The 14315-nt window shown below is 68.6% G+C and carries 12 protein-coding genes; 11 read left to right on the forward strand and 1 reads right to left on the reverse strand.

Translation table 11 applies throughout. From position 1 onward, the window contains the following. Nucleotides 1–2: 2 nt before the first annotated feature. The 3 genes from urtC to urtE are packed head-to-tail and all read left to right on the forward strand — an operon-like array spanning nt 3 to nt 2611. Nucleotides 3–1151, forward strand: a complete 1149-nt coding sequence (gene urtC, locus EJ903_RS11290) for an urea ABC transporter permease subunit UrtC (protein WP_126615193.1) — start codon at nt 3–5, stop codon at nt 1149–1151. Between the two features lie 3 nt (nt 1152–1154). Then, nucleotides 1155–1901, forward strand: coding sequence for an urea ABC transporter ATP-binding protein UrtD (gene urtD, locus EJ903_RS11295; protein ID WP_126615195.1), 747 nt, complete (start codon nt 1155–1157; stop codon nt 1899–1901). A 14-nt stretch (nt 1902–1915) separates the two neighbouring features. Then, on the forward strand, nt 1916–2611 hold the full coding sequence (gene urtE / locus EJ903_RS11300) for an urea ABC transporter ATP-binding subunit UrtE (RefSeq protein ID WP_126615197.1): 696 nt from the start codon (nt 1916–1918) through the stop codon (nt 2609–2611). 71 nt (nt 2612–2682) lie between these two features. Here urtE and EJ903_RS11305 read toward each other — a convergent pair whose 3' ends face one another. Further along, nucleotides 2683–3555 (reverse strand): 5'-nucleotidase, lipoprotein e(P4) family, encoded by an 873-nt coding sequence (locus EJ903_RS11305; RefSeq protein WP_126615199.1) that lies wholly within the window; start codon nt 3553–3555, stop codon nt 2683–2685. Between the two features lie 296 nt (nt 3556–3851). Here EJ903_RS11305 and EJ903_RS11310 point away from each other — a divergent pair, with 296 nt between their 5' ends. From EJ903_RS11310 to fdhF, 8 genes are all read left to right on the forward strand, one after another. Beyond that, entirely contained in the window at nt 3852–4631 is a 780-nt protein-coding gene (locus tag EJ903_RS11310; protein WP_126615201.1) for a transporter substrate-binding domain-containing protein, read from the forward strand. Between the two features lie 63 nt (nt 4632–4694). Continuing rightward, a complete protein-coding gene (locus tag EJ903_RS11315) occupies nt 4695–5600 on the forward strand; it encodes a LysR family transcriptional regulator (RefSeq protein ID WP_126615203.1) in 906 nt (301 codons plus the stop codon). Further along, nucleotides 5587–6222 carry a thiamine phosphate synthase gene (locus EJ903_RS11320; RefSeq protein ID WP_210211428.1) on the forward strand — a complete coding sequence of 212 codons (636 nt, stop codon included), beginning with the start codon at nt 5587–5589 and terminating at the stop codon, nt 6220–6222. The genes EJ903_RS11315 and EJ903_RS11320 overlap by 14 nt, the downstream gene beginning before the upstream one ends. A gap of 273 nt (nt 6223–6495) precedes the next feature. Then, nucleotides 6496–8295: a pyruvate, phosphate dikinase gene (locus tag EJ903_RS11325; RefSeq protein WP_246015468.1), complete on the forward strand. Its 1800-nt coding sequence runs from the start codon at nt 6496–6498 to the stop codon at nt 8293–8295. Nucleotides 8296–8332: 37 nt separating this feature from the next. Continuing rightward, nucleotides 8333–9283 carry a LysR family transcriptional regulator gene (locus EJ903_RS11330; protein ID WP_126615209.1) on the forward strand — a complete coding sequence of 317 codons (951 nt, stop codon included), beginning with the start codon at nt 8333–8335 and terminating at the stop codon, nt 9281–9283. A 108-nt stretch (nt 9284–9391) separates the two neighbouring features. Beyond that, the gene (locus tag EJ903_RS11335) at nt 9392–9889 is read left to right on the forward strand and encodes a formate dehydrogenase subunit gamma (RefSeq protein WP_126615211.1); all 498 of its coding nucleotides are present in this window, start codon (nt 9392–9394) and stop codon (nt 9887–9889) included. Further along, nucleotides 9886–11457, forward strand: coding sequence for a formate dehydrogenase beta subunit (locus EJ903_RS11340; RefSeq protein ID WP_126615213.1), 1572 nt, complete (start codon nt 9886–9888; stop codon nt 11455–11457). Before EJ903_RS11335 ends, EJ903_RS11340 begins: the two co-directional genes overlap by 4 nt. Next, a complete protein-coding gene (gene fdhF, locus EJ903_RS11345) occupies nt 11454–14315 on the forward strand; it encodes a formate dehydrogenase subunit alpha (protein WP_126615215.1) in 2862 nt (953 codons plus the stop codon). The genes EJ903_RS11340 and fdhF overlap by 4 nt, the downstream gene beginning before the upstream one ends.

The following is a 14315-nucleotide window of genomic DNA, read 5'->3' on the forward strand; positions in this document are numbered from 1 at the left end:
CGATGCTGACACGCTTTTTCCTGATGGGGCTGGACCGCAAGGCCGGACTCGTCCTGACGGTGCTGGCCCTGCTGGCGGTGCTGGTCCCGGTGATGACGCTGGTGGTCCCGGAAGGATCGCCCTGGCATCTGTCGATCTTCTCGGTCTCGCTGCTCGGCAAATATCTGTGCTTCGCGCTGCTGGCGCTGGCGCTTGATCTGGTGTGGGGCTATGTCGGCATCCTGTCGCTGGGGCACGCCGCCTTCTTCGCGCTGGGCGGCTACGCCATGGGCATGTACCTGATGCGCCAGATCGGGCCGCGCGGCGTCTATGGCAACCCGATCCTGCCCGACTTCATGGTGTTCCTGAACTGGAAGGAACTGCCCTGGTACTGGCTGGGCTTCGACCATTTCGCCTTCGCCGCGCTGATGGTGCTGGTGGTGCCGGGGGTGTTGGCCTTCGCCTTCGGCTGGTTCGCCTTCCGCTCGCGCGTCACCGGCGTCTATCTGTCGATCATCACCCAGGCGTTGACCTTTGCCCTGCTGTTGGCCTTTTTCCGCAACGACATGGGCTTTGGCGGCAACAACGGCCTGACCGATTTCAAGGAAATCCTGGGCTACGACATCCAGGCCCCCGGGACCCGCGTCGGCCTGTTTCTGGCGACGGTGGCGGCGCTGGCCTTGTCCTACATGATCGCGTCGGGCATCATCGCGTCGAAGCTCGGCAAGGTTCTGGTGGCCATTCGTGATACCGAAAGCCGGGTTCGCTTCCTTGGCTACGACACCGAATCCTACAAGCTGTTCGCCTGGACGCTGTCGGCCTGCATGGCGGGCGTGGCCGGTGCGCTCTATGTGCCGCAGGTCGGCATCATCAACCCGTCGGAATTCGCCCCGGCCAGCTCGATCGAGGCGGTGATCTGGGTCGCCGTCGGTGGGCGCGGCACGCTGGCGGGGGCCATCCTGGGCGCGGTGCTGGTCAATTTCGGCAAGAGCTATTTCACCGGCGCGCTGCCCGAACTGTGGCTGTTCGCGCTGGGCGGTCTGTTCGTGCTGGTCACGCTGTTCCTGCCCAAGGGGCTGCTGGGGCTGTGGGCGCAACTGACCGCCCGGCTGCCCAGCGGCAAGGGCAAGGGCGCGCCCAACGGCAAAACCGCCGATCAGAAGGGGATGTGAGCCATGAGCGCCGAAGACACTCTTCTCTACCTCGACGGCGTGTCGGTCAGCTTCGACGGGTTCCGGGCGCTGAACAACCTGTCGCTGACGATGATGCCCGGCGAGATGCGGGCGATCATCGGCCCGAACGGGGCGGGCAAGACGACGATGATGGACGTCATCACCGGCAAGACCCGGCCTGACCACGGCACCATCCTGTTCGAAGGCGAAACCGACCTGACCAAGCTGCGCGAGGCGGGCATCGCCAACCTCGGCATCGGCCGCAAGTTCCAACGCCCGACGGTGTTCGAACCGCACACAGTGTGGGACAATCTGGAATTGGCGCTGAAGGCCCCGCGCCGCCCGCTGAACACGCTGACCTACGCCATCGGGCGCGACGACCGGGCGCGGATCGAGGAGATCCTGGACATCACCCGCCTGTCGCCCAAGCGCGAGCGGCTGGCGGGCAGCCTGTCGCACGGGGAAAAGCAGTGGCTGGAGATCGGTATGCTGCTGGCCCAGGATCCCAAGCTTCTGCTGGTGGACGAGCCGGTGGCGGGCATGACCGACGCCGAAACCGAACAGACCGCCCGGCTGCTCTGCGACATCGCGGGCAAGCATTCGGTCATCGTCGTCGAACACGACATGAGCTTTGTCCGGGCGCTGGGGGTCAAGGTCACGGTGCTGGCCGAAGGGTCGGTGTTGGCCGAAGGCTCGCTGGATTCGGTCAGCGCCAACCAACAGGTCATCGACGTCTATCTGGGCCGCTGAGGAAGGACACGCACATGCTGGACGTTCGTTCGGTCGATCTTCATTACGGGGCCGCCCAGGCCCTGCGCGGCGTGTCGATGACGGCGCAGATCGGCAAAGTCACCTGTCTGGTCGGGCGCAACGGGGTGGGCAAATCCAGCCTGCTGCGCGCCATCATCGGCTTGAAGCCGGTCAGCGGCGGGGCCATCCATTGGGACGGGGCTGACGTGACCAAGCTGGCCCCCGCCGACCGGGCGCGGCGCGGCATCGCCTATGTCCCGCAGGGGCGCGAGATTTTCCCGCTGCTGACGGTGCGGGAAAATCTGCTGACCGGCTACGCCCCCTTGCCGCGCGGCAAACGCTCCATCCCCGACGAGGTGTTCGAGCTGTTTCCGGTGCTCGATTCCATGCTGGAACGGCGCGGCGGCGACCTGTCGGGCGGGCAGCAGCAGCAGTTGGCGATTGGCCGCGCCCTGGTGACGCGCCCCCGCCTGCTGGTGCTGGACGAGCCGACCGAGGGCATTCAGCCCTCCATCATCAAGGACATCGGCCGCGCCATCTCCTATCTGCGCGACAAGGGCGACATGGCCATCGTGCTGGTCGAACAGTATTTCGACTTCGCCCGCGATCTGGCCGACGACTGGACGGTGATGGAGCGCGGCGAGGTGGTGCTCGCGGGCAGCCGCAAGGCGCTGAACGACGAGGATGTGCGCCAGTATCTGACGGTGTGATGCGCCCGACGGTTTAGCAGGCCGCCCGCCCCGCGCGTCCACAGGAGGCGCGGGGCGGGCGGCGTGGTGCCTTACGGCGCGGGCGGGATCCAGGGGGCCAGCGCGCCCACCTTCTTGGCGCGCTTCTCCTCCGCCGACAGTTTGAAATTGTGCTGGAACGGCGCGCTTTCGAAGGAGCCGTAGCCGGGGTTGGGCAGCATCAGCCAGTCATGGCCGAAGCGCGCCTTGGCGGCGGTGAAGGCGGCCAGCCGGTCGGCCTCGCTGCCGTTGTAGGCGTCGGAGAAATCGCCGAAATTGTCGCCGAACAGCAGCAGGATGCGGTAATCCTTGGCCAGATAGGCCCGGCGCGTGCCCTTGGCCGATCCCCAATCGGGCTTTTCCTTGGCCATCAGGAAGGTGTCGACGTTGCCGCCCATGGGAAAGCCCAGCGCCTGCGCGTTGCGGCGGGTCGGTTCCTCCTGGTCGGCGTTGCGGTTGGTGACGTAGAAGACCTTCACCCCCTTGGATTCGGCGTATTGGGTGAACTCCACGGCCCCCGGCACGGCGGTGGCCTTTTCCGCCTTGACCCACGCGTCCCAGGTCTTGGGCGAGAAATCGCTGTTGGTGGCGATCAACCCGGTCTGGTAGGCCGAATTGTCCATCGCCGTTTCGTCAAGGTCGAGGATGACGGCGGGCGGCAGATCCTGATAGGCCCCGGTCTGCTCGGTCGCCGCCGTCCAGGATTTGTCCGCCAGCGCCTCGTCCAGGCGCAGCTTGCCCAGGGCGTAGACCGACAGCGCGGTCGCCTTGTATTCCACCGAATTCTGCATCCACAATTCGGCGTTCAGCAGATCGTTCGGCCCCACCGGATCGGCGGCCTGAACCGGCAGCGCCAGCGCGCAGACCAGAAGCGCGCCCACCCCCACCGCCTGTGCCCAACGACCCGGCCCCGTGAACTGACTCATCGTTGCGATCCTTCGCGTGGTGTCACGAAAGCGTCATCGAACCACATTTCCGGGGATCGGGCGACCTTTGCTGTGCCGCGCCGCGCGCCGGGAACGGAATACCCGGTGGCGCGCTGTTTACCGCAAGCTTTTTGCGCGCTTGTGCGGCGGCGGGCACATTTTGAACAATTTCTTGCGCGGACACCGCTGCATACTGTCCGATGTCGCCGGGTGGCCGTCGTCGCGGACGCGGACCGGCGCACCGGAAGGGCCGGACTCGATACCGGCCCATCGTCACACAACGCGGGGATTTCACGATGAGACGTTTCCTGGCCGGGCTGTTGGTGAGCGTTGCCACCATGGCCGCTGTTCCGTTCCACGCGCAGGCCGCCGACGGGGCGTTGCAGGCGATCAAGCAGGCGGGCGTTCTGCGCGTCGGCACGACCGGCGACTACAAGCCGTTCAGCTACAAGGGGGCCGACGGCGCGCTGGTCGGGGCCGACATCGAGATGGCCAAGGATCTGGCCACCAGTCTGGGCGTGAAGGTCGAGTTTGTGCCGACCACCTGGAAATCCCTGCTGGAGGATTTCAAGGCGGAGAAGTTCGACGTTGCCCTGGGCGGCATCACGGTCAACGCCGACCGCGCGGCGGCGGGGGATTTCTCCGTCCCCAACGTCAGCGACGGCAAGCGCCCCATCGCCCGCTGCACCGACAAGGACAAATTCACCACGGTGGAGGCCATCGACCAGCCGACCACCCGCGTCGTCGTCAACCCCGGCGGCACCAACGAGAAGTTCGCCCGCCAGAGCTTCACCAAGGCCCCGATTGAGGTCTGGCCGGACAACAAGACCATCTTCGGGCAGATCGCCGCCAACAAGGCCGACGTGATGGTGACGGACGGCATCGAGGCCGATTTGCAGGCCAAGCTGAGCGGCGGCGTGCTCTGCGCCGTGCCGGTGGCCAAGCCCTTCACCCATTTCGAGAACGCCTATCTGCTGCGCAAGGATCCGGCGCTGAAGGCGGCGGTCGATCAATGGATGACCACCGCCTTGAGCAGCGGCGCGTGGAAGGCCAAATTGGACGGCGCGATGCAGTGAGAGCCGCCCGCCGCCCCGCCGGGATGATTGGGCGGGGCGGACGGGGCGGGGTAACGGGGTTCTATGGATCGTCTGGATGAGTTGGCCGTCTTTCTGGCCATTCTGGAGGCGGGCAGCCTGACGGCGGCGGCCAAGCGGTTGAGCCGCTCCGGCCCCGCCGTCACCCGCGCGCTCAACGGGTTGGAGGAGCGGTTGGGCGTGCGCCTGATCGAACGCACCACCCGCAACCTGTCGCCGACCGACGCCGGGCGGCGGCTGGCCGAACAGGCGCGCCGTCTGCTGGCCGATTACGACGAGGCGGTGGTGGCGACGGGCAGCGACCAGCCCCTGCGCGGGCGGTTGCGGGTGACGGCCCCGGTGATGTTCGGGCGCAAGCACGTCACCCCGCTGGTGATCGCCTTCATGCGGGCCTTTCCCGACATCCGGGTCGAACTGGTGCTGGCCGACGGCAATCTGGATTTGATCGACGCCGATCTGGATGTGGCGATCCGCATCGGCCCGCTGGCCGATTCCGCGATGATCGCCCGCCGGGTCGGGCAGGTGACGCGGCTGCTGGTGGCCAGCCCGGCCTATCTCGCCGCCCACGGCGCGCCGGACTCGCCGGAGGATCTGACCCGCCACGTCATTGTCTTCAGCACCCCGCACCCGCGCCCGCCGGAATGGCGGTTCGTGGTGGACGGGCGGGAACGGGTGGTGCGGTTGACCCCCCATTTGATCGTCAGCCACGTCGAATCGGCGCTGTTGGCGGCGCGCGACGGCATGGGGCTGACCCGGCCCCTGTCCTATCAGGCCGCCGACGATCTGGCCTCCGGCGCGCTGGTCCGGGTGATGCCGCACACCGAACCGCCGCCGATTCCGGTGCATGTGGTGGTGCCGTCGGCCCGGCTGATGCCGGGACGGGTGCGGGCCTTTGTCGACCACGCCACCGATCACCTGAAGACGTTGGAGGTTCTGCGTGGGGTTGCCTGATCCGCCCGTGCTGGTCATCACCGACCGGACGCAGGCCGCCGTTCCGCTGCCGGAACTGGCCGACATCCTGTTCGCCGCCGGTCTGCGCTGGCTGTCCCTGCGCGACAAGGATCTGGAGGTGGGGGAGCGGGCGGCGCTGGCCCGCGCGCTGGTGGCGCGCGCCCGGCCCTGGGGTGCCGTGGTGACGCTGCACGGCGATCCGGCGCTGGCGGCGGCGGTGGGTGCGGCGGGCGTGCATCTGCCCGACGGCGGCGATGGGTGCGATGGTGGGGAGGTGGCGGCCGCGCGCGCGCTGCTGGGGCCGGGGGCGCTGGTCGGGCGGTCGGCGCATGACGGGGCCGGGTTGGCGCGGGCGGCGGCGCACGGGGCCGATTGCGCCACGCTGTCGCCCATCTTCCCCTCGGCGAGCAAGCCCGGCTATGGCCCGGTGTTCGGGGAGGTGGGGTTGAGCCGCGCGGTGTCCGAGTCGCGGCTTCCCATCGTCGCGCTGGGCGGGGTGGAGAGCGCCGAGGCGGTGACGCGCTGCCTCCGCGCCGGGGCGGCGGGGGTGGCGATTATGGGGCAGGCGATGCGCAATCCGTGGGCAATTGCCGATGCCTTGGCGGCGGCGCCGCGGCGCTGAAACCACGCGGGCGCTCTGGAAAATCCAAGTGTGGCAAGGGGATGACGGTCGGATCGCCATGCGTCGGCGTATGGATTCGGTCGCCGGTCGGGTTCGGCACAACCGCAACACCCTTTGGAAAAATCGGGGAAACGTAAGATCAGATAAGTTTTACCCGCTTCCAACAGCTTGAAAATTACACGATAGTATCGTTGTGCAGTGCGGCGGAATGGGCGCATGCTGCAAACAGAGGCTTTCGGCGTATCCCGGAAGGCCGGGCGGGGGAGACATCACATGGACGCGGTGTTGGGTGTGGGGATGATCGAGGGTGTGTTCGGGGCAACGCCGCGCGCGGCGGAGCATCGGGTCGCCCCGGTCGCCAAACCCTTCGCCGTACCGCTGGACCCACTGGCGGATTTCGGCTCCTGGATCGTGGAGTTCGGGGTGGGCGCGCCGCTTCCCGCTGGCAACGCCGTGGGGCCGGATCGGCTGGGCGGCAAGGGGGCCGGGCTGGTCGCGATGGCGCGGCTGGGCGTGCCGGTGCCTCCCGGCTTCACCATCACGACGGAGGCCGGGCGGCGGATGGCGGCGGCGGGCGAGGCGGCGCAACTGCCCCCCGCCTTCGAGGCCCGCATCGCCGAGGCGCTGGCCCGGTTGGAAGGCCGCGCCGGATCGCGCTTTGGCGGCACCGACGCGCCGTTGCTGCTGGCGGTGCGCTCGGGCGCGCAAGCCTCCATGCCCGGCATGATGGACACGGTGCTGAATCTGGGGCTGAACGACCGCACGGTGCTGGCGTTGGCCGCGCGCCACGGCGACGCGCGTTTTGCCTATGATTGTTACCGCCGCCTGATCCAGACCTACGCCCCGGTGGTGCTGGGCGTGCCCGGCCGGGTGTTCGACCGGCTGCTGGACGAGTTCAAGGACGCGCGCGGCCTGCTGCGCGACGCCGATCTGACGGCGGAGGATTGGCAAACCCTGTTGCCGCAGTTCCTGGCGGCGGTGCAGGCCCACACCGGCCAGCCCTTTCCCCAGGAACCGGCGGCGCAGCTGCGGGCGGCGATCCTGGCGGTGTTCCGGTCCTGGATGAACCCGCGCGCCGTGGCCTATCGCGCGCTACACGCCATTCCCGACAGTTGGGGCACGGCGGTGACGGTGCAGGCCATGGTGTTCGGCAACCGGGGCGAGGATTCCGGGTCGGGCGTGCTGTTCACCCGCGATCCGTCCACCGGCGAACCCGGCCTGTGCGGGGAGTTTCTCGCCAACGCCCAGGGCGAGGATGTGGTGTCGGGCATCCGCGACCCCGATCCGCTGGCGGCGCGCGCGGACGACGCGCGGGCCGACCGGTCGATGGAACGCCGCCTGCCCGCCGTCTACGCCGACCTCTGCGCGGTGTCGGCCCGGCTGGAACGCGCCTTTGGCGACATGCAGGACATTGAGTTCACCGTGGAGTCGGGGCGTCTGTTCGTGCTGCAAACCCGGTCGGGCAAGCGGTCCGCCGCCGCCGCCGTCCGCATCGCCGTCGATCTGGCCGACGAGGGCATCATCAGCCGCCGCACGGCGGTGGAGCGGGTCGATCCCCAGGCGCTGGACGAGCTGCTGCGCCCGGTGCTGTCGCCGGAGGCCGCGCCCAACGCCATCGCCACCGGGCTGGCGGCCTCGCCGGGGGCGGCGACCGGACGCGCGGTGTTCACGGCGGAGGAGGCGGTGCGGCTGGCCCAGGCCGGGGTTCCAGTGATCCTGTGCCGCCCGGAAACCCTGCCGGACGAGATTTGCGGCATGCAGGCGGCAGTGGGCATCCTGACTGCGCGCGGCGGCTTCACCAGCCACGCCGCCACCGTGGCGCGCGGTTTGGGGCGGCCCTGCGTGGCCGGTGCCCGCGCCCTGCGGATCGAACCGGAAGCCGGGCGGATGACCATCGGGACCATCCTTGTCCAGGCGGGCGATTTGCTGACCATCGACGGCGGCAGCGGGGCGGTGCTGTTGGGGGCGGCCCCGCTGCTGACCCCGCAGGCCGATGGGGCGGTGGCGCGCCTGCTGGCGTGGACGCAGGCCGAAGGCCGCCGCGCCGAGGATCCGGCCCGCATCCGCGCCTGAGCGGTCGGGCCGGAACCGCTGGCGCGGGGGACGGGCGGTGTTTCGCAAATTCGTCTATCTGCTGGCCTTGGCGCAGGAGCGCCATTTCGGGCGGGCGGCGGAGCGGTGCCACGTCGCCCAACCCACCCTGTCCAACGCCATCCGCCAGTTGGAAGCCGACCTGAACGTGCCGATTGTCGAGCGCGGGCAGAAGTTCGGCGGCTTCACCCCGGAAGGGTTGAAGGTGCTCGATTACGCCCGCCGCATCGTGGCGGAGCGCGACAACCTGCATCATGAATTGCTCGTGCTGGCGCAAGGGCTGTCCGGCCATTTGCGCCTGGGGGCGATTCCCACCGGCCTGCCGGTGATTCCGCAAATCCTCGCCCCCTTTTCCGCCCGCTACCCGCACATCCGGGCGAGCGTCACCTCGCTGAGTTCGCGCGAGGTGCAACGAGGGCTGGACGAATTCACCATCGACGCCGCCGTCACCTATCTCGACAACGAACCGCTGAACAACGTCCGCACCCTGCCTCTCTATTCCGAACGCTATTACCTGCTGGTCCAGCGCGGCCAGATCGGTGATGCGGCGCTGGCCACCGGGGCGGTGACGTGGGAGGCCGCCGCCGGGCTGCGCCTGTGCCTGCTGACGCCCGACATGCAGAACCGCCGCATCGCCGACACCGCCTTTCGCATGACCGGGCGGGCGGTGGAGCCGGTTCTGGAAACCAACTCCATCGTCACGCTCTACACCATCGTGCGCGGCGGTCATTGCGCCAGCGTGGTTCCGGGCCAATTGCTGACCTGCGTGCCGACCGACCCGGAGGTGGTGGCGGTCCCGCTGGTCGAACCGACCTTGAGCTACGTCGTCGGGTTGGCCTACGCCGACCGCGATCCGCCCGCTCAACTGGCCAAGGCGCTGGCCGTGGCGCTGACCGACGACGACATCGGCCAGCGTGTGGCCATCGCCACCGCCAGCGCCCTGACCCCGTGGCGGCTGGCGCTCGCCTGACCGCCTTTCCTGATAGCCAAAAGCTATCACGCCATCAGCAAATGCAATTTGCTGGCGACGCCCGCAATCCGGCATTCTCCCGAACCGTGACCACCGGGAGAGCCAGCCGTGAGCGTCAGCCAACCGTGGAGCGCCGAGCGCGCCCTGTCCATCGTCGCGGAGCACGCGCACCAGCGCGGCGCTCTGTTGCCGATCCTGCACGCGTTGCAGGACACCTTCGGCTGCATCGACGAGGAGGCGATCCCGCTGCTGGCCGGGGCGCTGAACCTGTCGCGCGCCGACGTGCATGGTGTGGTCAGCTTCTATCACGATTTCCGCCGCACCCGTCCGGGCCGCCACACGGTGAAGATTTGCCGGGCCGAAGCCTGTCAGGCGATGGGGGCCGACGCGCTGCTCGATCACGTCCGTCGGCGCTTGACGGTTGATCCGCACGGGACCACCGCCGACGGTGTGTTCACAGTGGAGCCGGTCTTCTGCCTGGGCAATTGCGCGCTGTCGCCCGCCGTGATGATCGACGGGACCCTGCACGGCCGGGTCGGGCCGGAGCGGTTCGACGCCCTGACGGCGGAGCTGCGGGACCAGACACAGACGGGGGGTGCGCGATGAGCGGCCATCTGATCACGGTGTATGTGCCGCGCGACGCCGCCGCCCTGTCGGTGGGGGCCGACGCGGTCGCCGCCGCCATCCGGGCCGAGGCCCGCCACCGGGGCCTGCCGGTGCGGATCGTCCGCAACGGCTCGCGCGGGATGCTGTGGCTGGAACCGTTGGTGGAGGTGGCGACGGACGCCGGGCGCGTGGCCTATGGCGCGGTGACGCCCGCCGATGTGCCGTCGCTGTTCGACGCCGGGTTCCTGACCGGCGGTGCGCACCCGCTGGGCCAGGGCCTGACCGAGGAGATTCCCTATTTCAAGAATCAGGAGCGTCTGACCTTCGCCCGCTGCGGCGTGATCGATCCGCTGTCGGTGGAGGATTACCGGGCGCATGGCGGCTTCCGGGGGCTGGAAAACGCGCTGGCGATGACCCCGGCGCAGATCGTCGCGGCGGTGACGGACTCCGGCCTGCGCGGGCGCGGCGGCGCGGGCTTTCCCACCGGCATCAAATGGAACACGGTGCTGAACGCCACGGCGGACGAGAAGTTCGTCTGCTGCAACGCCGACGAGGGCGACAGCGGGACCTTCGCCGACCGCATGATCATCGAGGGCGATCCCTTCGTCCTGATCGAAGGCATGACCATCGCCGCGCTGGCGGTGGGGGCGACCTCCGGTTTCGTCTACATGCGGTCGGAATACCCGCACGCGACGGAGACGCTGCGCCACGCCATTCGTCTGGCCTATGACGAGGGGTGGTTGGGCGAAAACATCCACGGGACCGACCGGACCTTTCACCTGGAGGTGCGGGTCGGGGCCGGGGCCTACATCTGCGGCGAGGAAACCGCGATGCTGGAAAGCCTGGAGGGCAAGCGCGGCATGGTGCGCGCCAAGCCGCCGCTTCCGGCGTTGGAGGGGCTGTTCGGCAAGCCGACCGTCGTCAACAACGTGCTGTCGCTCTGCGCCGTTCCGGTCATCCTCGACCGGGGGGCCGCCTATTACCGTGATTTCGGCGTGGGCCGGTCGCGCGGCACGCTGCCCTTTCAGTTGGCGGGCAACATCCGGCGCGGCGGCATCGTCGAAAAGGCGTTCGGCGTGACCCTGCACGATCTGCTGTACGAGTATGGCGGCGGGACCATCAGCGGGCGTCCGATCCGCGCCGTGCAGGTCGGCGGGCCGCTGGGGGCCTATCTGCCGCCGGAACAGTTCGCCCTGCCCAAGGATTACGAGGCGTTCGCCGCTCAAGGGGCGATGCTGGGCCATGGCGGCATCGTCGTGTTTGACGACACGGTGAACATGGCGCGTCAGGCCCGCTTCGCCATGGAGTTCTGCGCCATCGAATCCTGCGGCAAATGCACCCCCTGCCGCATCGGCTCCACCCGTGGGGTCGAGGTGATCGACAAGATCATCGCCGGGCGCGATGTGGACGACAACCTCGCCCTGTTGGATGATCTCTGCGAGGTGATGGTGGACGGCTCGCTGTGCGCCATGGGCGGGATGACGCCCTATCCGGTGCGCAGCGCCGTCAAGCATTTCCCGGCTGATTTCCGCCCCGCCCCCGGTAGCCGCGCAGGAGACGCGTCATGACCCACAGCCACGAGACCGATTTCGGCACCCCGGCCCGGACCTCCGCCACGTTGGTGACGCTGGAGATCGACGGGCGCAGCGTGACCGTGCCGGAAGGCACCTCGCTGATGCGGGCGGCGATGGAGGCGGGCATCACCGTGCCCAAGCTGTGCGCCACCGACAGCCTGGAACCGTTTGGCTCCTGCCGCCTGTGTCTGGTGGAGATCGAGGGGCGGCGCGGCACGCCCGCCTCCTGCACCACCCCGGCGTCGGCGGGCATGAAGGTGTCCACCCAGACGCCGCGTCTGGCCAAGCTGCGGCGCGGGGTGATGGAGCTGTACATCTCCGACCACCCGCTCGATTGCCTGACCTGCGCGGCGAACGGTGACTGCGAGTTGCAGGATATGGCGGGAGCGGTGGGGCTGCGCAACGTCCGGTATGGTTTCGACGGCGAAAGCCACACCGCGAAGGCCAAGGACGAGAGCAACCCCTATTTCACCTTCGACCCGGCCAAATGCATCGTCTGTTCCCGCTGCGTCCGGGCCTGCCAGGAAACCCAGGGGACCTTCGCCCTGACCATCGACGGGCGCGGCTTCGCCTCGGCGGTGTCGCCGGGCGCGGCGGAAGCCTTCATGGACAGCGAATGCGTGTCCTGCGGGGCCTGCGTTCAGGCCTGCCCCACCGCGACGCTGACCGAAAAATCGGTGATCGAGCTGGGCCAGCCGGAACACAGCGTGCTGACCACCTGCGCCTATTGCGGCGTCGGCTGCTCCTTCAAGGCGGAGATGAAGGGAACCACGGTCGTCCGCATGACCCCCCACAAGGATGGCGGGGCCAATGAGGGGCACAGCTGCGTCAAGGGCCGCTTCGCCTGGGGCTACGCCACCCACAAGGATCGGGTGATGACCCCGATGATCCGCGAGCGGATCACCGATCCGTGGCGCGCGGTGTCGTGGGAGGAGGCGGTGGCCTATTCCGCCGCGCGGTTGAAGGCGGTGCAGGCCAAATATGGGCGCGGGTCCATCGGCGGCATCACCTCGTCCCGCTGCACGAACGAGGAGATTTACGTCGTCCAGAAGATGATCCGGGCGGCCTTCGGCAACAACAACGTCGACACCTGCGCCCGCGTCTGCCATTCGCCGACCGGTTATGGTCTGTCGCAGACCTTCGGCACGTCGGCCGGGACGCAGGATTTCAAGAGCGTCGCGCAGGCCGATGTGGTGCTGGTGATCGGGGCCAACCCGACCGACGGGCATCCGGTCTTCGCCTCCCGCCTGAAGAAGCGGTTGCGGGCCGGGGCCAAGCTGATCGTCGTCGATCCGCGCCGCATCGATCTGGTGCGCGGCCCGCACATCGAGGCGGCGCACCATCTGCAACTGCAACCCGGCACCAACGTGGCGGTGCTGAACGCGCTGGCCCATGTGATCGTGACGGAGGGGCTGGTCGACCGCCCCTTTGTCGAGGAACGTTGCGACGTGGCGGCGTTCGACCGTTGGGCCGCCTTCGTCGCCGAACCGCGCAACGCGCCCGAGGCGCTGGCCGAGCGCACCGGCGTTCCGGCGGACGCGATCCGTGCCGCCGCCCGCCTCTACGCCACCGGCGGCAACGCCGCGATCTATTACGGGCTGGGCGTGACGGAGCACAGCCAGGGTTCCACCACCGTGATGGCGATGGCCAATCTGGCGATGGCCACCGGCAACATCGGGCGCGACGGCGTCGGCGTGAATCCGCTGCGCGGTCAGAACAACGTGCAAGGCTCCTGCGACATGGGGTCGTTCCCGCACGAATTCTCCGGCTACCGGCACGTCTCCGACGACAGCGTGCGCGGCATGTTCGAAGAGCTGTGGGGGGCGGCGCTGGACAACGAACCGGGCCTGCGCATCCCCAACATGTTCAACGCCGCCATCGATGGCAGTTTCAAGGGCATGTTCGTGCAGGGCGAGGACATCGCCCAGTCCGATCCCAACACCAAACATGTCTCCGCCGCGCTGGAATCGCTGGAGATTCTGATCGTCCAGGATCTGTTCCTGAACGAAACGGCGGCCTTCGCCCATGTCTTCTTCCCCGGCACCTCCTTCCTGGAAAAGGATGGGACCTTCACCAACGCCGAACGGCGGATCAACCGGGTGCGCCCGGCCATGCCGTCGCGCGTGGGCAAGGACGAATGGTGGGTCGCCTGCGCGCTGGCCACCGCGATGGGCTACCCCATGGGGTACGACCACCCGTCGCGGATCATGGACGAGATCGCCCGTGTGACGCCGACCTTCCGGGGGGTGAGCTTCGAGAAGCTCGACCGGCTGGGCAGCGTGCAATGGCCCTGCACCGACGAGGCGCACACCGGCACACCGATCATGCACGCCAACGGTTTCGTGCGCGGCAAGGGCCGCTTCATGGTCACGGAATACATCCCGACCGACGAGCGGACGACGCTGATGTACCCGCTGATCCTGACCACCGGGCGCATCCTCAGCCAGTACAACGTCGGTGCCCAGACCCGGCGCACCGCCAACGTCGCCTGGCACCCGGAAGATCTGCTGGAAATCAACCCGCACGACGCCGAACAGCGCGGGTTGAAGGATGGCGATCTGGTGTCGCTGGCCAGCCGCACCGGGGCCACCACCCTGCGGGCGCAACTGTCCGATCGGATGCCGCCGGGCGTGGTCTACACCACCTTCCACCATCCGGTGACGGGAGCAAACGTCGTCACCACCGACAATTCGGATTGGGCGACCAACTGCCCCGAATACAAGGTGACGGCGGTGCAGATCACCCGCAGCAACCTGCCGTCCGACTGGCAGGTCGAGCGTGACCGGCAGGAGGGGGAGCGCAAGCGCGTGACCGCCGCCGCCGTCACGGCGACCGTCACGGCGGCGGAATAG

The sequence above is a fragment of the Azospirillum griseum genome (assembly GCF_003966125.1).
GTDB classification, from domain to species: Bacteria; Pseudomonadota; Alphaproteobacteria; order Azospirillales; family Azospirillaceae; genus Azospirillum; species Azospirillum griseum.

Excerpts from the sequence above, each read along its gene's own strand:
- urtC (WP_126615193.1), top strand. The coding sequence starts at position 3 with ATGCTGACACGCTTTTTCCTGATGGGGCTGGACCGCAAGGCCGGACTC.
- urtD (WP_126615195.1), top strand. The coding sequence starts at position 1,155 with ATGAGCGCCGAAGACACTCTTCTCTACCTCGACGGCGTGTCGGTCAGC.
- urtE (WP_126615197.1), top strand. The coding sequence starts at position 1,916 with ATGCTGGACGTTCGTTCGGTCGATCTTCATTACGGGGCCGCCCAGGCC.
- EJ903_RS11305 (WP_126615199.1), bottom strand. The coding sequence starts at position 3,555 with ATGAGTCAGTTCACGGGGCCGGGTCGTTGGGCACAGGCGGTGGGGGTG.
- EJ903_RS11310 (WP_126615201.1), top strand. The coding sequence starts at position 3,852 with ATGAGACGTTTCCTGGCCGGGCTGTTGGTGAGCGTTGCCACCATGGCC.
- EJ903_RS11315 (WP_126615203.1), top strand. The coding sequence starts at position 4,695 with ATGGATCGTCTGGATGAGTTGGCCGTCTTTCTGGCCATTCTGGAGGCG.
- EJ903_RS11325 (WP_246015468.1), top strand. The coding sequence starts at position 6,496 with ATGGACGCGGTGTTGGGTGTGGGGATGATCGAGGGTGTGTTCGGGGCA.
- EJ903_RS11340 (WP_126615213.1), top strand. The coding sequence starts at position 9,886 with ATGAGCGGCCATCTGATCACGGTGTATGTGCCGCGCGACGCCGCCGCC.
- fdhF (WP_126615215.1), top strand. The coding sequence starts at position 11,454 with ATGACCCACAGCCACGAGACCGATTTCGGCACCCCGGCCCGGACCTCC.